Source organism: Methylocystis bryophila, assembly GCF_027925445.1.
Classification (GTDB): Bacteria; Pseudomonadota; Alphaproteobacteria; order Rhizobiales; family Beijerinckiaceae; genus Methylocystis; species Methylocystis bryophila.
In genome coordinates this window covers 2,571,541-2,590,562 of sequence record NZ_AP027149.1, presented here as the reverse complement: position 1 = coordinate 2,590,562, position 19,022 = coordinate 2,571,541, and the positions used below count along the sequence as shown (strand labels likewise).

At 63.5% G+C, this 19,022-nt stretch carries 18 protein-coding genes; 8 read left to right on the top strand and 10 right to left on the bottom strand.

Annotated features, from left to right (window positions below; all coding sequences use genetic code 11):
- Window positions 1-17 precede the first annotated feature (17 nt).
- Window positions 18-704: an invasion associated locus B family protein gene (locus QMG80_RS12070; protein WP_158658868.1), complete on the bottom strand. Its 687-nt coding sequence runs from the start codon at window positions 702-704 to the stop codon at window positions 18-20.
- A gap of 108 nt (window positions 705-812) precedes the next feature.
- Between QMG80_RS12070 and QMG80_RS12065 the strand changes: the two genes are divergently transcribed.
- Window positions 813-2,279, top strand: coding sequence for a glycoside hydrolase family 15 protein (locus QMG80_RS12065; RefSeq protein ID WP_085773029.1), 1,467 nt, complete (start codon window positions 813-815; stop codon window positions 2,277-2,279).
- A 104-nt stretch (window positions 2,280-2,383) separates the two neighbouring features.
- Complete coding sequence (locus QMG80_RS12060) at window positions 2,384-2,875, top strand: hydrogenase maturation protease (protein WP_199768995.1); 492 nt, start codon at window positions 2,384-2,386, stop codon at window positions 2,873-2,875.
- A 35-nt stretch (window positions 2,876-2,910) separates the two neighbouring features.
- On the opposite strand, the gene QMG80_RS12055 is transcribed toward QMG80_RS12060, so the two are convergent.
- From QMG80_RS12055 to QMG80_RS12035, 5 genes are all read right to left on the bottom strand, one after another.
- Window positions 2,911-3,774: a 3-hydroxybutyryl-CoA dehydrogenase gene (locus QMG80_RS12055; protein ID WP_085773028.1), complete on the bottom strand. Its 864-nt coding sequence runs from the start codon at window positions 3,772-3,774 to the stop codon at window positions 2,911-2,913.
- Between the two features lie 117 nt (window positions 3,775-3,891).
- Window positions 3,892-5,355 carry a Ni/Fe hydrogenase subunit alpha gene (locus tag QMG80_RS12050; protein ID WP_085773027.1) on the bottom strand — a complete coding sequence of 488 codons (1,464 nt, stop codon included), beginning with the start codon at window positions 5,353-5,355 and terminating at the stop codon, window positions 3,892-3,894.
- 9 nt (window positions 5,356-5,364) lie between these two features.
- Complete coding sequence (locus QMG80_RS12045) at window positions 5,365-5,916, bottom strand: NADH-quinone oxidoreductase subunit B family protein (RefSeq protein ID WP_085773026.1); 552 nt, start codon at window positions 5,914-5,916, stop codon at window positions 5,365-5,367.
- A complete protein-coding gene (locus QMG80_RS12040; RefSeq protein ID WP_085773025.1) occupies window positions 5,916-6,629 on the bottom strand; it encodes a 2Fe-2S iron-sulfur cluster-binding protein in 714 nt (237 codons plus the stop codon). The genes QMG80_RS12045 and QMG80_RS12040 overlap by 1 nt, the downstream gene beginning before the upstream one ends.
- Window positions 6,626-8,470, bottom strand: coding sequence for an NADH-ubiquinone oxidoreductase-F iron-sulfur binding region domain-containing protein (locus QMG80_RS12035; protein WP_085773024.1), 1,845 nt, complete (start codon window positions 8,468-8,470; stop codon window positions 6,626-6,628). The genes QMG80_RS12040 and QMG80_RS12035 overlap by 4 nt, the downstream gene beginning before the upstream one ends.
- A gap of 287 nt (window positions 8,471-8,757) precedes the next feature.
- Between QMG80_RS12035 and QMG80_RS12030 the strand changes: the two genes are divergently transcribed.
- Window positions 8,758-9,537, top strand: a complete 780-nt coding sequence (locus QMG80_RS12030; protein WP_085773023.1) for a DUF4339 domain-containing protein — start codon at window positions 8,758-8,760, stop codon at window positions 9,535-9,537.
- A gap of 42 nt (window positions 9,538-9,579) precedes the next feature.
- On the opposite strand, the gene QMG80_RS12025 is transcribed toward QMG80_RS12030, so the two are convergent.
- Both QMG80_RS12025 and QMG80_RS12020 read right to left on the bottom strand, forming a co-directional pair.
- The gene (locus QMG80_RS12025; protein WP_158658867.1) at window positions 9,580-10,314 is read right to left on the bottom strand and encodes a hypothetical protein; all 735 of its coding nucleotides are present in this window, start codon (window positions 10,312-10,314) and stop codon (window positions 9,580-9,582) included.
- Between the two features lie 41 nt (window positions 10,315-10,355).
- A complete protein-coding gene (locus tag QMG80_RS12020; RefSeq protein WP_085773022.1) occupies window positions 10,356-10,730 on the bottom strand; it encodes a c-type cytochrome in 375 nt (124 codons plus the stop codon).
- 467 nt (window positions 10,731-11,197) lie between these two features.
- On the opposite strand from QMG80_RS12020, the gene QMG80_RS12015 reads away from it, so the two are divergent.
- Window positions 11,198-12,544, top strand: a complete 1,347-nt coding sequence (locus tag QMG80_RS12015; protein WP_085773851.1) for an MFS transporter — start codon at window positions 11,198-11,200, stop codon at window positions 12,542-12,544.
- A 191-nt stretch (window positions 12,545-12,735) separates the two neighbouring features.
- Window positions 12,736-13,869, top strand: a complete 1,134-nt coding sequence (locus QMG80_RS12010) for a tetratricopeptide repeat protein (protein WP_085773021.1) — start codon at window positions 12,736-12,738, stop codon at window positions 13,867-13,869.
- Between the two features lie 136 nt (window positions 13,870-14,005).
- Here QMG80_RS12010 and purN read toward each other — a convergent pair whose 3' ends face one another.
- Together purN and purM are read right to left on the bottom strand one after the other, a co-directional pair.
- On the bottom strand, window positions 14,006-14,659 hold the full coding sequence (gene purN / locus QMG80_RS12005) for a phosphoribosylglycinamide formyltransferase (RefSeq protein WP_085773020.1): 654 nt from the start codon (window positions 14,657-14,659) through the stop codon (window positions 14,006-14,008).
- 40 nt (window positions 14,660-14,699) lie between these two features.
- On the bottom strand, window positions 14,700-15,764 hold the full coding sequence (gene purM / locus QMG80_RS12000; RefSeq protein ID WP_085773019.1) for a phosphoribosylformylglycinamidine cyclo-ligase: 1,065 nt from the start codon (window positions 15,762-15,764) through the stop codon (window positions 14,700-14,702).
- 269 nt (window positions 15,765-16,033) lie between these two features.
- On the opposite strand from purM, the gene QMG80_RS11995 reads away from it, so the two are divergent.
- The 3 genes from QMG80_RS11995 to QMG80_RS11985 all read left to right on the top strand — a co-directional run bounded on the left by QMG80_RS11995 (window position 16,034) and on the right by QMG80_RS11985 (window position 18,889).
- On the top strand, window positions 16,034-16,819 hold the full coding sequence (locus QMG80_RS11995; RefSeq protein WP_085773018.1) for an SGNH/GDSL hydrolase family protein: 786 nt from the start codon (window positions 16,034-16,036) through the stop codon (window positions 16,817-16,819).
- A gap of 196 nt (window positions 16,820-17,015) precedes the next feature.
- Window positions 17,016-17,855, top strand: coding sequence for an outer membrane protein (locus QMG80_RS11990; protein ID WP_085773017.1), 840 nt, complete (start codon window positions 17,016-17,018; stop codon window positions 17,853-17,855).
- 311 nt (window positions 17,856-18,166) lie between these two features.
- On the top strand, window positions 18,167-18,889 hold the full coding sequence (locus QMG80_RS11985; RefSeq protein WP_085773016.1) for a DUF1013 domain-containing protein: 723 nt from the start codon (window positions 18,167-18,169) through the stop codon (window positions 18,887-18,889).
- The last annotated feature ends 133 nt before the right edge of the window (window positions 18,890-19,022 follow it).

The window sequence follows — 19,022 nt, the reverse complement described above, 5'->3', positions numbered from 1 at the left end:
TACCGGCGCTGAACGCGTTACCCCCCCGACGCTTCAGCCGGAGGCGTCGGGGGCTTTGGCCCGCCCTCGCCTTCGAGTCTTCGCCGTTCCGCGGCGGCCCTCCCCACAAGCTCGTCCTGTAGGCGTTTGCGCGGCTCGGGACCGATCTCCTCCGCCGCTGCGCCCGGACCGTCGAAGGCCTTGCCAAAGCCCTCCAGCGGAAGAAAAAAGTCCAATTCCTCTCCCGAGAGCTTCTTGACGGAGAGCCTGATCCGGCCGCCCCGCTTCATCGCATCGACCAGGGCGGGGGCAACATTGCTCGAGGCGTAACAGCCAGCAGGAAAGCAAGCGTCGAAAGCGCCATTCTCCTGCTCGCCCCGTTCGAGGCCGATCCTGACGCCAGGCTTCAGCGCAAGGCCGAGCGGCAGAAAAGCGCGGAGCAGCATCGACTCTTCTCCCTTGGTCTCAAAGACCTCGAGAGAGAGTATCGGCGTTCCCCCTTCTTCGGCGAAGTCGCGGGTCGTGTAGCAGGTCTGACGGCGCGTGCGAGGATCCTCGAAACAGACCTTCACCCAGCCTGGGCCGGCGGCTGTCAGTTCGCTTCTTGCCGGCCCTCGCGCCACAACAGCAGGGCCTCTTTCCTTCGCCCAACCATGGGCGAAGGACGACGCCCAGATCGCGACAAAAAGCGCGAGGGCGGCCAAATGTTTTCGCATTGACGGCATGGACGCGGCGCCCTTCGGATAGCGCGTAGCCTGGGGGCTACGAAATCGGAAGCGCATTCTAGTCCAAAGTCTGGCAATTTTTGCGCAATTCGCACTTGGAGCCGCAGGATGAAGAAGGTGCAGCCTCAGGAACAGCTCGACTGGGCCAGCGAGCAGAAACGCTTTTGCGTGAGCGCGATGCTGCGCGCCGTCTCTGCGACGACCCTCGTGAAGCATCGGCCCGGACTCGGGCAGACCATTCGCCCCGTGCGCGGCTCGATACTCGCCTCGCCCGAAATGGCGTCCTACGACCCCAAGCCGGATTATTTCTTCCACTGGCTGCGCGACTCCGCCCTTGTCGCCGACGCGCTTCGGGAGGCGATCGAGGATGAAACGCTGGAGCCTTCTGGTGTCGAGCATCTCGTCGATTTCGTCGCTTTCAGCCTGAAACTCTGTCGCCTGGACGGCCCTACCTTCCTGCGACAGGGCGGCTATCCCGAGGCCGTCGAGCAATCTTTCCAACAGCATTTGCGCCCACGCGCGGAAATTGGCGCAATCGTCGGCGACAAGATACTCGGCGAAGCCCGCCACAACGCCGATGGCGGACTCGATGTGATGAAATGGGGTCGCCCCCAAAACGACGGCCCGGCGCTGCGCGCGCTCGCCGTTATGCGTTTCTTCGCGCTCGACGCCTTTCGCGCCCGGGCGGCGGAGGCGGCGCTGACGCTCTTGCGCTACGATCTCGACTATACGCTCTCGCATTGGCGTCTGCCTTGCTGCGACCTCTGGGAAGAAAACATCGGCTTCCATTACCACACGCGCCTCGTTCAGCAGGCGGCGCTCGCCGAAGGCGCGGCGTTTTTGGCCGCAGCGGGCGACGCGAAGCGAGCGAGCGCCTGCGCCAAGGCGGCCAGTGCTTTGCTCGCCGCGCTCGATTCTCACTTCGATGCGGAAGACGGCGTCTATCGCCCGCGCCTCCCCGAAGACGGGCTGAACGCATCGGCGCTGCGGCGACTCGACATCGCCGTCGTTCTCGCGGCGATCCATGCAGGCCGGCGGGCGGGGCCCCACAGCGTCACGGATCCCAAAATGCTGGCGACCTTTTTTGCGCTGGAGCGGCTGTTCGAGGAGGAATATCCGATCAATCAGGGGCGGCCTGCGGACCGCGCGCCGGCGCTCGGGCGCTATGCCGGCGACAGCTATTTCAGCGGCGGCGCCTATTATTTCTCAACCCTGGGCGCCGCGCAATTTTGCTTTCTCCTCGCGCAGGCCGCAGCGGAAGGCGAGGAGATCGCAGTCACCAAGGAAAGTCGCGCGCCGCTCGCAGCGATATTGCAGACGCCCGCCGCCGCGCTCCCGCAGGCTGGAAAAATCGGTGAGGCTTTGGCCGAGGCGGCGCTTCGGCGCGGCGACATGTATCTCGCCACAGTGCGCCGCTTCACGCCGGCCTCACGAGAACTCTCGGAACAATTCAGCCAACTGGACGGCGCCCCGACCTCCGCCGACAATCTCACATGGAGCTACGCCTGCTTCGTCACGGCGCTCGCCGCGCGCCAACGAGCGGCGAAAGCCATGGGGGACGCGCGGGTGAGCTGACCCGATTTTCTTCGAGCCTCCACAAGACAGACGCCCGACAGCCCGTCTTGTAAAGGAGCCCCTCCCCGTCTAGATCCCGCGTGACCATGCCGAAGAGGATGAATTTGAACGATGACGCGCGCCCGCGCTGGCTCATCTTCGCCGTCGGCAATCCCAGCCGCGGCGACGACGCCTTGGGCCCTATGCTCATCGACCAGCTCGAGCAGTGGCTTGCTACGGCGGGCGCCTTGCCTATGGATCTTGTCTTGCTGACGGACTTCCAATGGCAAATCGACAATGCGCTCGATCTGAAAAACATCGACGTCGCCATCTTCGCCGACGCAAGCGTGCGCGGCGACGCGTCCTTCGAGACGGCGCCGTTGGCGCCCCAATTCGACGCCAGCCATAGCACGCACGCCCTGTCGCCCGCCTGCGTGCTCGCCGTCGCGGCGCAGCTCGGGCAAAACTTGCCGCAGGCTTGGCTCTTGTCCATGCCGGGCCGGGACTTCGAGCTCGGGGCGCCCCTGAGCGCCGAAGCCCGATCGACGCTGGATGACGCTTTCGCCTATCTTTGCGCAAGCCTTGAGACGGGGCGGCTCGAAGCGATCCGCCCCTAAGCCTGCTGACGGCGGCTTACAGCCCTGGCCTGACCTCAGGCGTGCGCCTCGTAGGAGAAGAAGCCCCTGCCGCTCTTGCGGCCGAGATAACCCGCATCGCACATCTGCTTCAGGAGAGGGCTCGGACGATATTTGGGATCGTCGAAACCATTGTAGAGCGTCTGCATGATGTCGAGGACGATGTCGAGGCCGATCAAATCGGCGAGAGACAGAGGACCCATCGGATGATTGGCCCCGAGCTTCATCATCGCGTCCACGTCCTCAGGCGTGGCGAGGCCCTCGTAGACGCAATTGATGCCCTCGTTGATCATCGGGACGAGAACCCGGTTGACCACGAAGCCGTAGCTGTCCTTCGAGACGCGCGCTTTCTTGCCGATCGTCTCCGTCAATTTCACGATGGTCTCGCAAACCTCGTCGCTGGTTTGCAGCGCGCGGATGATCTCCACCAGCTGCATCAGCGGAACAGGATTGAAGAAATGCATGCCGATGACGCGCTGGGGCGAGGAGGAGGAGGCGGCGATGCGCGTGACGGATATGGACGACGTATTGGTCGCAAAAATCGCATCGGGGCGACAAATTCCATCGAGCTCTTGGATCAGCTTGGCTTTGATCTCGGGATCCTCGAGGATGGCTTCCACGACCACATCGCTGTCTTTGAGATCGCTCGTGCTGGTCGTCGTATGAATCCGCGCCAGCGCCTGCTCCGCGTCCTGCGCCGAGATTTTTTCTTTCGAGACCATGCGGTCGAGACTCTTCTTGATCGTCTTCATTCCGCGGTCCAGGGCGGCCTGGGTCAGATCGCGCATCACGACTGGAAACCCCGCCACCGCAAAGGTCTGCGCGACACCATTTCCCATCGTCCCAGCGCCTACAACGCCGATCTTGCGCGTCTCTACCATCACCCTCTCCCCGATCTCATGTTCCCAGCCCGCCAATGACGGCGCGCTTGACCTTGTGAACCCGCTGAGCCGCACGCTGCGCAAATCTCTCAAGCTCGACGAGCCGCTGCGACCTCGTCAGTTGCGCACGCGACGATCGATTAGCCTTCCGTCGGCTTCGCAAAGCTCGACGACGAGCGGCATCTTGCCGAGCGCGTGAGTCGCGCAGGAAAGACAGGGGTCGAAGGCGCGGACCACCACCTCCAGATGGTTGAGCAGGCCCTCGGTGATGTGCTTGCCGTCGAGATCGCGTCGCGCCACGGCGCGCACGCCTTCGTTCATCGCCTGATTATTATGCGTCGTGCTGACGATCAGATTGCACATCACGATGAGATCGTCCTCGCCGACCTCATAGTGATGGATCAGCGTGCCGCGCGGCGCCTCGATGATCCCGACCCCGCTGCGGGCGCGAGGCCCGGAAGCCATGCGCTCGCCGGAAAGGAGATCGGGATCGACGAGCAGCTCGCGAATGAGCTCGGCCCCATGCAGCATTTCGATCATGCGGGTCCAGTGATAGGCGAGCGGCGCATGATTGACCTTGCCTCCGCTCGCCGCGACGAAAGCGCGGCGTTCGGCTTCAGCGAGCGGCGTCGGCATGAAATCGCAATTCTGCACGCGCGCGAGCGGCCCAACCTTGTAGCTGCCGTCCTCGCGTCCTCGCGTCTGCAGATAGGGAAATTTCAGATAGCTCCAGGACTTGACCTCTTCCCGGATGAGCTTGTCGTAATCCCGGTCGGGGATCTGGTCGAAGAGGATCGCGCCGTCCTCGTCGCGCACGCGCAATACGCCGTCGTAGAACTCGAAACCGCCGTCGGGGCGGACCAGCGACATCAGGCACGAGCGGAACAGGCCGAATTCCGCAAATTCCCGTTCATTGGCGGCGGCGAGCTCCTTGACGAGATCGACCGCCGCCTTGGACCACGCGACCATTTGGTCGGCTTCGGCAAGAAGCGCGTCGCGCTCCGTTTCCGTGAGCAACTTGTTGATACCGCCCGGGACCGCGCCGGTTCCGTGCACGCGCTTGCCGGAGGTGTGACGAATGACCTCCTGCCCCCAGCGGCGCATCGCCACGCCCTGACGCGCCACCTCCGGATATTTCTCGGCCACCGCGACGATGTTGCGCCGATGAAGGTCGGCGTCGAAACCAAAAAGCAGGTCCGGGGAACCGAGCATGTAAAAATGCAGCGCGTGCGACTGCACGATCTGCCCGTAATGCATGAGCCGGCGCATTTTCTCCGCGCTCGGCGGCGGCGGCGTCGCGCCGACGACATGATCGAGCGCCTTGGCCGCGGCGATCTGGTGCGAGACCGGGCAGATGCCGCAGAGGCGCTGCACCATCACCGGGGCCTCCCAGTAGGGCCGCCCCTGCACGAATTTCTCGAAGCCGCGAAATTCCACGATATGCAACCGCGCCTGTTGGACGTGTCCCTCATCGTCCAAAAGCAGCGTGATCTTGCCGTGCCCTTCGACGCGGGAGATCGGATCGATGGCGATGCGGCGCAGCTTTTTCGGATCGGCGGCGGTTTCGAGTTCGAAGGCCATGATTCGCCTTTAGTCGAAGTGACGGAGCGGATAGGGAAGATAAGGCGTCGCGCCGCCGATGAGATCGGTCAGAAATTTCCAGATCGCGTCGGCGGATGGCGGACAGCCGCAAAGATAATGGTCGACGTGCACGATCTCGCGGATCGGACGAACCTTATCGAGCAGAAGAGGCAGCTCCGGGTCGTTCGGGACGAAGGCGCGCTCGCGATCGAGCGCGTAGCCCGTCTGATAGACCTCGAGCAGAATGTGGTCGAGATCGAGATGGTTGCGCTGCGCCGGCAGACCCCCGTTGATCGCGCAGGCCCCGATGGCGACGAGCACCTTGCAGTGCTTGCGGAACGCGCGCAGCACATGGACGTTCTCGGCGTTGCAGACTCCGCCCTCGACGAGACCGATGTCGCAGGGTCCAACCTCCTTCACGTCAGTCAGAGGGGAGCGATCGAACTCGACATGTTCGAGCAGCTCGAAAAAACGTTCGTCAATGTCGAGAAAAGAGGTGTGACAGCCAAAGCAGCCAGCGAGCGAGACTGTCGCGACGCGCAGTTTGGGCTTCGCGCTCATCAATGCTCCTCCTCGGCCGCCGCGAGATCGCGCGCGCTGATCGACTCCTGATCATAGAGCCGTTCGCCAATTGGAACGGCAAAGCCCCGGCCTTTGTGCAGGATCACGCCCACGGGACAGATGTTGGCGGCAAGATCGTCCTTGTCGAGATTGGTGTCGACGAGCCGCGCTGAGGGCGCGTTGACGACGAGATGCTTGTTGATGCCGCGCCCGCCGAGGGCGAAGACGTTCTTTTTGTCCACATCACGGCTCGCGCGGATGCACAGCTCGCAGAAGATGCAGCGGTTGAAGTCGAGGAGAATGTCGGGATGAGACGCGTCCACGGGCCGGTCCGGAAAGAAACGGTTGTGACGCGGCGCAAGAATCTCGAGCTCATAGGCGAGCGCCTGAAGCTGGCAATTCCCGCTCTTCTCGCAACAAGGGCAGAAGTGATTGCCCTCCGAGAACAGCATGGTGATGAGCTCGCGACGCTCGTCCGAGATCTCCTCAGTCGCGCTTCGGACGACGAGACCCTCTCGCGCAGGCGTCGCGCAGGCGGAAACCTGCCGGCCGTCGATCTCGACGACGCAGAGCTTGCAGCTGCCGTGCGGAGGGAAGCGCTCGTCCCAGCAAAGATGCGGGATGAAATGCCCGGCCCTGCGCGCCGCTGCGAGCACGGTCTCGCCGTCCTCGAAGGGCACGGACGCGCCGTCAAGGAGAAAAGCCTTGCTCATGGTGTTTCCTCGGTCAAATGCGCCAGCGCGTCGTCGCGCCCGGTCATCTGGCGCGCGAGCGCAAGCGACGCGTCCAGGTCGAAGGCCGGCTGGAAGTCCTCATGCATCATGCGGGCGTCGAAGGCCGGGCGGAACTTGCGCATGCCGTCGAGAATGGGATTGGCGGCGGCTTGGCCGAGGCCGCAATGACTCGTGGCGTGGAGAAGATGGTTGAGACGCTCGATCTCCGCCAGATCGAGCGGAGAGCCGTGACCGGCTTCGAGCTTCTGCATGAGATCGCGCAGCAGCGTGGTGCCGATGCGGCAGGGCGTGCAGAAGCCGCAGCTTTCATGCGCGAAGAAACGCACGAAATTACGCGCGGCCTCGAACATGTCGCGGCTCGGACCGAAGACCATGAAGGCGCCGGCCGTCGGCGCGTCCTCGAACGCCACGCGGCGTTCGAATTCGCGCTCGGCGATCGTGATCCCTGCCGCGCCGCCGTGCTGCACAGCCTTGGGACGTTCGGCGCCGCAGGCGGCCAGCACTTCGCTGAAGGTGACGCCGAAGGGAAATTCATAGACGCCGGGCGCCGCGCAATCGCCCGACACGGAGAGGAGCTTGGTTCCCGTCGATTGCGCCGTCCCGACTTTTGCGAAGGCTTCGCCGCCATGGGCTGCGACGAGAGTCGCGAGCGCCAGCGTCTCGACGTTGTTCACGCTCGTGGGCCGGCCCAGATAGCCCTGCGTCACTGGGAAGGGCGGGCGTATGCGCGGCACGCCGCGCTTGCCTTCAAGCGACTCGATCAGCGCCGTCTCCTCGCCGCAGACATAGGCGCCGGCGCCGAGATGAATATCGATGTCGAAGTCGAAGCCCTCGACCCCGAGGATCGAGCGCCCCAGCAGACCTTCCCGCCGCCGCCGCGCGAGCACCGCTTCGAGATCGTCGCGTAGATAGCGATATTCGCCACGCAGGTAGAGAAAACCATGTTTTGCGCCGAGGGTGAAGGCCGCAAGCGTCATGCCTTCGAACACATGGTCCGGCATGAGCGTCAGCAGCACGCGATCCTTGAAGGTTCCGGGCTCTCCCTCATCGGCGTTGCAGACGACGACCCTTCCGCCAGACTCCCGAACGGGCGCGTTTCGGCAGAACTCCCATTTGCGCGCCGTGGAGAAGCCGGCGCCGCCGCGCCCGCGAAGACCCGACCGCGCGACCTCGGCAAGCAAGGCATCCGGCCCTTGCGCAAGGGCCCTGCGCAGCGCCTCGCCCGGCTCGAGATTACTCGAAAGCAGGATGTCGCGTCGTCGCACATTGTCGGCCACGACGAAAAACTCTTGCGGCCAACGATCCAGAGGAATCTGGTCGCGGACCAGGGTTGCGATTTCGCCGATGCGCTCCGGCGTGAGGCTCGTGATCGGCATGCCGTTGACGAGCAGCGACGGCCCCTGGTCGCTCATGCCGATACAGGAGGTGACGTCGACGCTAACGAGATGATCTTCGGAGAGCTTGCCGGGCTCAATCCACAGCTTCCGGCACAGATCGAGCATCAGCGTCCGGCCGCGCTGCATCTCCTCGATGATATTGTCGGCGAAAAGCAGGCGGTAGCGACCGACCGGGCGCAAGGAGAGGAAGCTGTAAAAGCTTGCGACCCCTTCGACATGAGCGTGCGACAAACCCAGAGCCGCGGCGATGCGCGACAAGGCTAGCGGCGGCAGCCACGCCAGCCGCTCTTGGGTCTCGATCAGTATCTGTAAAAGAAGGGTCGGATCGCTCCCACGCCGCGCCAGCACGGCGTCTACCGCCTCGTCCACAGGGACGGATTCCTCGATGGAGCCCAAGGACGCAACAGTTGGCGCAGTCGGCATGTTCCCTCCGCTTTCATGGTTCCTTGCGCGAATGGCTTTCTCAAATAATTCTCACGTTTATCATGCAATCAACGAGCTTAAGCCTATGGAAGGAGATTATAGCAAATATGACGAGCGCGCTTGAAATAAAAGAAATTCGCGGCGCAACGTCCGTCAAGGCAGGCCGGTTCTTCAACTCTGCCGACGCGGCCCCTATTCCGCGGGCCGCCAACAGCTAAGATTCCTGAGCCGTGCTCGGAAGCGCCGCTTCTGCTAGCCTGAGAGCAAATCACGCGGAGCCGCAAGCGATGGCGAATGAATGGTACTACGCCAAAAACGGCGAAAGCTTTGGTCCGCTCTCAGGCGATGAAATGCGCGAGCGCATCGGACGAAGCGGCGACGAGGCCCTCTATATCTGGAGAGAGGGCATGGCCGAATGGACGCTCGCGCAGGAAGCGCCGGAATTTTCTGCGAGGCTTCGGTCGAAATGGCCGCCCGCGACGCTTCTGCCAGCGGCGCAGCGGGCCGTTGCGAAAGGGCGTCAGACCATCACGGAGCAAAAGCTGGCGCAACGCGCGCGGCACGAGCTCATCGCCTATCTCTCGGTGTCTGCCTATCTCATGGTGTGGTTCAGCGCCGTCCTATTCTACAAGTCGACAGTCTTGCGCAGCGTCGGGATCGAGTTTGCGCCCTTCGCCCTCGCTGCGGTGAAAGCGCTGATACTGGGCAAATTCATCCTCGTTCTGGAAGCCTTCAAAATTGGCGAGAAGGACCAAAGAAGCGATCTCCTGATCGTCGGCATTCTCAAGAAGGCTTTGCTGTTTACACTCGCCCTGTTCGCGCTCACGATCGTCGAGGAAGTTGTCGTGGGCTACATCCATGGACGAAAGGTTGCGGAAGTTTTGAGCGAGTTTGGCGGAAACCGGGCGTTGCAGTCGCTTGCCGCGGCGATCCTGGTTTTTCTCGTCTTGCTTCCCTACCTCGCCTTCCGGCGCCTCGCGCTGGTGTTTGGAGACCTGCCGGAGCTTCTCTTCACGCATCGCTCGCCGGAAAAGCGCAAGGCAGAAGCGCCACACGAGAGCGACTGAGTTCGCCGATCGCTCTTGCAACGCTTGGAAAGCCGCCTGCCCTCACGCCAGCATTCCCACGGCCCTTGCAGCGACGAGCACGATCGTCACGAGCGAGATGATCGCCTCCGTCATCATCAGCAGCTTCGCGCGCGGCGTGAGCGGAAAGGTGTCTGAGGGCGAGAAGGCGGTCGCATTGGTAAAGGCCAGGAACAGATAATCAATGTAGCCCGGCGCTCGGATGCGGCGCGTGAAGCTCACGGGAACCGTCTGCTGCGTGAAGATGAAGTGGGGGCCGGCTTCCGACGGCGCGCCCGGCAACTTCTTGTCGAGGTTCCAGTACCAGAGCGAAAAAATGATGACGTTCGTCGCCCAGATGTTCAGCGCGTCGGCGAGCAGCGACTTGCCGCTATTCGCGTGTCCGTGCATGATCTCATGAACCAGTCCCGCGAGCGCGAACAGATTGGCGACGCTCACCAGCGCCGTCAGCAAGAAGAAAGCGGTGTGGATCATTCTTCGGCGCCGGGCGAGGCGGATCCACAAATCGCCCTCGATCTCGCCGGCGGCTCGCTTTCTTTCGACGCCGAGCGTCCAGACGGTCGCGACCGACAAAGGCAGAAGAAGAGCGAGCTCCAATGTCGGCATCACCCAGCGCGGGAGAATGGTGACCTCATTCACGAACAGAAACTGCAACGCGACGATGACGAGCACGGCGCCGCGCGCGAACCAGATGTCGGCTGGGGCGCCGGGCGCCTCCTCGATTCTCCGCCTTACCGGCGCGCTCTCGCCCTGCGTCACGCATTTCTCCAAGCTTATGCCAGCCGAACGCTCGCTCCTCTTCAGCGCGGAGGGGTCGAGGCGGGCCGCAGGCTCTGCAGATAGGCGACGAGCGGCGCGATCTGGAATTCACCCAGCATGAAGGCCGGCATCTTGCTGCTCCGGCGCGCGCCGCCGTGCGCGTTAGCCAGAAAGTCGCGCAGCGAAGCCTCGGTTGTTTCAGGTTTTGCCGCGATCTCCGCGAAGCTCGGCGCCGGGGGCTTCAACAAGGGAGGAGTCTCTTGATCGCTGGCGACCACATGGCAATTGGCGCAGATCTTGAGCGCGATGTCGCGCCCTGCGGCGATGGGATCCGCTTGCGTCGGCTGCGCGTGCGCCGCGCCGATCGCCGTGGCGAAAAGAGCCGGCGCGAGAATGTAGCGGCCCAGGTTCTTCACGCGCTCCTCCTGCTGCTAGGCGCGCTCGAGCGGCGCGCTCCCACGCGCTCCGGTCGAAGCGTGGCAAGAACCTAATTCATCGAGAGCCTGGGCGCCAGCGGGGGCCGGCGCAGACGCCCCCGACCCGAGGTCCAGCACGCGTTCGATGTCTGCGGAGCGCGCTTGCATCGCCTCGCAAATCTGTGCAAGCGAGTGGCTCCATTCCTAAGGCTATCGGGTGAAGCGGCGTCTTCCATGCCCTCGTCCTGATGAGGCTCCGCAGGAGCCGTCTCGTAGGACGCGGGCTCGCAAAATCTTGCAAGCTTCCCGGCGTGACCACCCTTCGAGACGTCCGCTTCGCGGGCTCCTCAGGGTGAGGACTCGGGAGAGCAAAGCTTTACCTGTAGCTCCCATCGTGCCCCGAAAGCCTCGCGCCCTTGACTTCCTTCACGGTGCTCACGCCGCTCATCGTCGCCACGGCGCTCTTCATGGAGAATCTCGACGGCACGGTGCTCTCGACCGCCCTGCCCGCGATGGCGGCGGATCTGCATGAAGACCCGGTGGCGCTGAAACTAGCGCTCACCTCCTATCTTCTGGCGCTCGCCGTGTTCATTCCGCTCTCAGGCTGGGCGGCCGACAAATTCGGCGCGCGCAAGGTGTTTTCGGCCGCGATTATCGTCTTCACGCTGGGCTCGGTCCTCTGCGGACTCTCGACGACGCTTCTCTCCGTGGTGTTGTCGCGCGTCGTGCAGGGCGCGGGCGGCGCGATGATGGTGCCGGTCGGACGCCTGGTGATCCTGCGCACCGCCCCAAAGGCGGAGCTTGTCACCGCGATGGCCTGGCTGACGATCCCGGCGCTGATCGGCCCCCTGATCGGACCGCCGGTCGGCGGCTTCATCGCGACCTATTACCATTGGCGCTATATCTTCTGGATCAATGCGCCCATCGGGCTGCTCGGCGTGATCCTCGCGGCGCTCTTCATCCCCGATCTCAAAGAGGAAGAGGTCTGGCCGCTCGATGTTCGCGGCGCCTTGCTCAGCGGCGTCGGCCTCTCGGCGACCGTCCTCGGCTTCAGCCTCGTGGGGGGCGAGGTCGAGTCTTCCTTCGTCGTCGTCGTCCCTCTGCTCGCGGTCGGGGCCGTCGCTCTCCTGCTCTATTGGGGACATGCGCGACGCACGGCGACGCCGATCCTCGATCTCGGTCTCTTGAACATCCCGACGTTTCGCGCCGCGCTCATCGGCGGCTTTCTTTTTCGCATCGGGGTCGGCGCGATTCCCTTTCTGTTGCCGCTTCTCTTGCAGCTCGGCTTCGACCTTAGCGCCTTTCAGTCCGGTTCGCTGACCTTCGTCGCCGCGGCCGGCGCGATGGCCATGAAAACGACGGCGAAGCCGATCCTGCGCGCTTTTGGCTTTCGTCGCGTGCTGATCCTCAACGCCCTGCTCTGTTCTCTGTTTCTGATCGCCAATATCTTCTTCAAAGCGTCGACGCCGCATTGGATCATGATGACGGTGCTGCTCGTCGGGGGATTCTTCCGCTCGCTCGAATTCACCTCGCTCAATGCGATCGGTTTCGCCGATATCGACCAGCGTGACATGAGCCGTGCGACGAGCTTTTCGGCCGTGGGCCAGCAATTGTCGCAATCCTTCGGGGTCGCGATCGGGGCGGTGGGATTGGAGCTGTCACGCGCGGCGCATGGTGGCGGGGCGCTGCGGACCGAGGATTTCGCTGTGGCCTTCCTGGCGGTGGCGGCCGTCTCGGCAGCCAGCGTGCTGTTCTTCACCCCCCTCGCTCAAGATGCGGGCGACGAGCTCGCCGGCCGCCTGATGGAGGAGTGATGCGGATTGCGAGTCTCCAGGCTCACATGATCTAAAATCAAACTGCTGGAGTGAGTTCTGTTTGCAAAGATCTGTCGACTCTTGCAAAGATTCGCTCTCGCTGACGCTGGTCAAAAAAGTAGCGAGGCGATCCTGCCTTTCTTTCCGGCCTCGATCGGAACGCTGGTCGATAATTTCTTGTGGGGGTCTCGATGCGTCCATTGCGGATCCGCCTTGTTGCAGCGGTTTGCGCATTCGTCGCGGAAAGCGTGTCGCCCTCGCTCGGCGAGACCATCGCGGCGCGGCAATGCGACCTACTGGCCGGCAATCCCGCCTATGGCGCTTCCTCGCAGTCGGTCGGAGGCTGGGCCTATTCAGAGGCAGATATCGATAGCGCGCTCGCCGTCCCCGCATGCCGACGCGCATTTTCCGCATCGCCTAATACCAAGAGATTCGAATATCAGCTCGCGCGCGCGCTCGTCGCAGGCAAGAAATATGAAGAAGCCCTGCCGATCATTCGCAAGGGCGACGGCGCGGGCGAAGCGCGCTACAAACTCCTGCTGGCGCAGCTGTATACACAAGGGCGCGGCGTGGAGGCCGACGCCGAGACAAGCTGGCGCCTATTAACCGAAGCCGCAGAGAGCGGCGATGGTTTGGCGATGTTCGCGCTCGGCTGCAAATATGTATTGGGCGCGGGGGTCGAAAAGGACGAACGTCGTTCCCGACAGCTCTTCGAGAAGGCGATCGAGGTCGGCGGGAGCTGGGCGCGCGAGGTGATGGGGGAGAATTACGACAGTGGCGTGTGCCTTCCGAAGGATCAGGAGGAGGCGCTACGCTTCTACGAATCGGCGGCGGACATGAACGACGCCGTCGCGACCTTTCGTTTGGGGCGCATCTACGAACTTGGAGAACTCAGGCCAAAGGACATGAGCCTGGCAATCCGCTATTATGAGAGGGCGGCGAGTCTCGGCTCCCCGGTGGCGATGGAGCAACTCGGCGATCTTTACAGGAAAGGAGACGGTGTCGCGCAGAACAAAGCCAAAGCAGCGGATCTCTATAAACGCGCTGCGGAGGTCGGCTATCGCGTCGCGGAGGCCAATCTCGGTGTGATGAAGATTATGGGCGACGGCGTTCGGCAAGAGGTGGACCGCGGGCTTGAACTTTTGAAAAGATCGGCCGAACGAGGCCAGAAGACGGCGATGCTTTCTCTCGCCGTGATATACAGGGACGGCCGATATGGCGTGGCGCGGGACCTTTACCAAGCGCTGCGCTGGTTCAAGGCAGCAGCGGACGCGGGCGACGCCCAGGCGGCAAAGGAGCTGCGCGCGCTGGGCGCGGGAAGGTGACGGCTGCGGCTTCCACCCCCGTTCAAGCAAATTCAGCATCTTACATGGTGCGTCTCGAGACATGGGTTACAGTCTGTTCCTAAGGCATATTCGACACCTCCCGCCAGTCTAGCCTGGCGGGAGGTGACAATGGCCTCTAAACCTGTTCCTCCGGCGCCCGCATCCCCTGCCCCGCATCGCGCAATGCGCCGAGCACGCGATTGCCCTCCACCCGCACCCTGCCCGAGGCCACGAGCCGCAGCGCGAGCGGATAGATTCTGTGCTCTTCCTGCAGCACGCGGGCGGCAAGGCTCTCCGGCGTGTCGTCGTCCGCGACACGCACGGCGGCCTGCGCGACGATCGGTCCCTCATCCAGTTGCGGGACGACGAAATGCGCAGTGCAGCCGTGAATCTTCACGCCGTCCTTCAGCGCGCGCTCGTGCGTGTCGAGGCCGCGATAGGCGGGCAAGAGCGAGGGATGGATGTTCAACATGCGCCCCGACCAGCGCGAGACGAACCAAGGCGTGAGCATCCGCATGAAGCCCGCGAGGCACAGAAACTCGATACGATGCGCCTCGAGCAGCAGCTGCAGCGAGCGCTCGAACTCTTCGCGGCCGGCGTAGATCTTGTGATCCACAGCGGCCGTCGCCATCCCCATCGCCTTGGCGCGCGAGAGTCCGGGCGCGTCCGGGCGGTTCGACAGCACGAGCGCGACCTCGGCGGGATAATCCGGCGCGCGCGCCGCCGCGATCAACGCGTCCATGTTGGAGCCACGCCCGGAAATGAGAATGGCGGTGCGCAGGCGGCTCATGCGACTATTCGCCTGCCGAGAGACTCGTCGCTGTCGCGCGTCACAGCGCGAGCTTTCCGCGATAGGCGACGCGGGACCCGCTCTCGATCGCGACGACCTCGCCGATGATGACGGGCGCCTCTCCCGCATCCCGCAGCGCGCCGATCGCGTCGTCCGCGCCATCCCTCGCAACGGCGACGACCATGCCGATCCCGCAATTGAACGTGCGCAGCATCTCGGGCTCTGTAACGCCGCCCTCTCGCGCGAGCCAACGGAAAACCTCGGGCACGTCGATCACGGACAGGTCGAGCGCCGCGCCGAGACCTTTCGGCAGCGCGCGTGGAATATTGTCGGGAAAGCCGCCGCCCGTGATATGCGCCAGGGCGAGGATTTGCGGCGCGCGTCTCAACGCCGCAAGCAGCGGCTTCACATAGATGCGCGTTGGCTCGAGCAGCGCTTCGGCGAGCGTCACATTCGCGCCGAAGGGCGCGGGCGCGTCATAAGCGAGCCCCGCGCGCGCAAGGATGCGGCGCACGAGCGAGAAGCCATTGGAGTGGACGCCTGAGGATTTCAGGCCGAGCAGCACGTCGCCCGCGGCAATGGGCTTCGGCAGCAGCGCGCCGCGCTCGACCGCGCCGACCGCGAAGCCCGCGAGATCATAATCGCCTTCGGCGTAAAGCCCCGGCATTTCCGCCGTTTCACCGCCGAGCAGCGCGCAGCCCGCCTCGACGCAGCCCGCGGCGATCCCCTTGACGACGCTCGCCGCCTCCTCGGGGGTAAGCTTGCCGGTCGCGTAATAGTCCAGGAAGAACAGGGGCTCCGCCCCCTGCACGACGAGATCGTTGACGCACATGGCCACGAGATCGATTCCGATCGTCGAATGACGCCCCGAATCGATGGCGATCTTGACCTTGGTGCCGACCCCGTCGTTGGCGGCCACCAGCAGCGGATCGGCGAAGCCCGCGGCCTTGAGGTCGAAGACGCCGCCGAAGCCGCCGATCTCGCCGTCGGCGCCGCTTCTTCGCGTCGCGCGCACGGCGGGGCGGATCAGCTCGACGAGGCGATTGCCGGCGTCAATGTCGACGCCTGCCTCTGCGTAAGTGAGGCCGTTTCCTTTGCCTTGCATTCTTCGGCCCGAGCTGGAGAACGAGGGTCCCGCCCTCTCAGCGTTCATGGGGAATGGGCAGGGCGCTGTCAAATGCCGCGACGTGTAAAAACGCGCCGCCAAGAGCGAACAAGAGAGAAGATATAAGAGAGAAGATAAGCGACGCTTCGCAACCTCGAGCCAGCCGGCGCACGGCCCGTGCGGCGCGAGCCGCAATCTGCTAAGGCTGCGCCCGGCGCGTGACAGGGACGCGCCGCGATGCGCGGCGCCGGCGAAAAAACGAGTCCTTAATGCTGCGATCGGCGCTCCGTCTGGCCTTCACGGCCGCGATGCTTTTTTCTCTGGTCGCTTTCTTCCTGAAGCGGCCGGACGAGCCCGTCGTCACCTGCGAGACCGTCAACGGCGGACGCAACAATTACAGGGTTCTTGTCGTCGGCGAATCCTGGGCGACCGGAGGGAAATTCTTCCCCGAGTTGCCGGAGACCGTCTCGCGCCGGCTCGGGGGGCGTGGCGTCGAAGCCTGCGCGATCGGCTTTTCGGGCCGGAACTCGAAGCTTCTCTACTACGAGCTCCTCGAAAAGTTTCCGCTCGAAAAGCTCTACGGCCTTTGGGATGAGAAAAAGCCCGACTCCGTCGTGCTGATGACCGGCGTCAATGATGAAATCCAGCACATCGGCCCCGCCGCTTATGTCGAATACACGAAGAAGCTCATGGAGTATTTTACGCGAGTGGAGGATGTAGAGCTTATCTCGGTGCCGCGCGTCAACGAGCGCAGCTACAAATCGCCTAACCTGTTCAGCCGGATCAAGCGTAAGATTCTGATGTGCTTTTGGGACAACTGCGAGATGCAGGCCAATGACGTCTATCGAATCGCCTTATACCGTGACCATCCCGAGCTGCGCGTGATCGACTTCGACGATTTCATTCCACGCTATAGAAGTCATGAGAGCTGCTATACGGCGGACGGTGTGCACCTCACCGACCCGTGCCTGCATAAATACGGCGTTTTCGTCGGCAAGGCGCTGGCGCTCACCGAAGAGACGCCGGGCGCGCGACCCTCGCCCGGCGCGCAATAACGCAGACGTTCGAACGCCGCGGTCGAAAATTTCGCGTCAGCGGGGTGTGATCCAATTGCAACACCTCAGAAGAATCGACGCGATCCCGCGTCGATTCGCGACGAATCGCTTGTCGGAGGCGATCCCCTATGCCTATGTTTAAATCATACTAATGCGGTATGTTGTTATGCCGCACGCAGCGTGAAGGGCAGTCGCCATGAGAAAGGTTTTCATTTCCGCCACCCTGCTGACGATCGCGACGACGACCGCTGTCGCCGCCGATCTTCCCTCAGCAAAAGCGCCCGCTGTCGCGCCGCCCCCTCCACCTGCATGGAACGGGTTCTACGCCGGCGTAAATGTGAGCGGCGGGTGGATCAACGGGGTGGGGAGCGTCTCCTACATCCCCTATTCCGATCCAAGATATGGACTTTTCTCCAATCCCGGTGGCGGTTCTCTAGCAAACTTTCTCCTCCTGCCCGCCAGCCAATCATCGCCGAGCGGCAACCAAGGCGGCGCGCTCGGCGGCGGACAGATCGGCTATAATTTTGTGGTTGCGTCGAAGTATCTGGTCGGCGCCGAGACCGATTTTCAAGGCGGGATTATCGGCGGCAGCAATCAGGGAAATCTCGCGACCTTCTATCCGAGCCCCTTCGCCCCGAGCGGTGGAATCCTGACCCCGCTGGTTGCGAGCAGCGGCTACAACGTCGGCTTGAATTGGTTCGGCTCTGTCCGCGGGCGGCTCGGCTACATCCTCGCGCCGACGCTCCTTCTCTATGGAACCGCCGGCTTCGCCTACGGCGACGTGACGGCGTTCAACGTTAGCCGCACGCGCACCGGCTGGACCGCCGGCGGCGGCGCGGAATGGTCGTTCCTCCCGGATTCGCGGTGGACCGCCAAAATCGAATATTTGTTCACCGACTTCGGAAGCAGTTCAGCGAATGGGAATTGGGCGTGGGGCGGCGGCGTTAGCCAGCACGCGACGCTCAATCTCGTCCGCGTCGGCTTGAACTACCGCCTAAGCTGGAGCGCTCCGCCGGCTGTCATCGCTAAATATTGATCAAGGACGAAACAAGACCCCGAACGCCACGATGAGAAAGGGCCGGGCGCGCCGCCGGGTCCTCCTCTTTTCGAGGCGGAGAATTTATCGAGTCAGTTTGCTCCACCCGCCTCTTGCCGCAGCGCGCCGAGGCGACTTTTGATGCCCGAATTCCGGCTCCAAAATCATTGCGCTCGCCGAAGGACCAAGATATAGGGGGCGATCCCCGCATGGTCGCAGTTCGCTTCCGCCCGTCTCGGACGGCGCGTAGCTTTTCACTTCCGTGCGGCGCAGGCCCCAACCGGGGGCCATGGAGGCTAAGGAGTTTTGCTATGAGCAACGCACCGCTGATGCCGAAGGCCACGGCCGTGTGGCTCGTCGAGAACACGTCCCTCACCTTCGATCAGATCGCTGATTTTTGCAAATTGCATCCGCTCGAGGTCAAGGGCATAGCCGATGGCGAGGTCGCAGCCGGGATCCGCGGGCAGGACCCCGTCACCTCCGGGCAGCTCTCGCGCGAGGAGATCGCGAAGGGCGAGGCCGACGCGAATCATCGGCTCAACCTCTTCGTCTCGAAGATCAAGGTCCCCGAGGTCAAACGCCAGCGCGGGCCGCGCTACACGCCGCTGTCGCGCCGCCAGGATCGCCCAAACGCGATCCTCTGGCTCTTGCGCAACCACCCCGAGCTCAAGGATGCGCAAATCATGAGACTCGTCGGCACGACCAAGACGACGGTCAAGGCCATCCGCGACCGCACCCATTGGAATTCCGCGGCGCTGGCGCCGATGGATCCGGTGACGCTCGGCCTGTGCTCGCAGATCGATCTCGATTTCGAGGTTCAGCGCGCGGCCAAAGAAAGGCCTCAGCAGGTCGTGGACCACGGCCCGATGCTGGCCCCGCCGGAGGAGACCGTGCAACCTTATTACGAGCCCGACCACACGGAGGAGGAAGTCTTCGGCAAGCGTGTGGTCCCCGCCGCGCCGGCGGAGGATGAGGATCATTTCGACGCCGAACGCGTCTTCGGCCGCCTGAAGGACATCGATCTGGATCACTGAGGACCGGCTTTCCGCTACCGCGGCCGGCTTGCGCAAGACGAAAACGCGGCGCGCTCGAGGGAAGCATCCCTGAGGAGCGCGCTCTGACGCATTCATGCGATCGTGTTCTATGCGTTCAAGCTGTTCCGTCCGA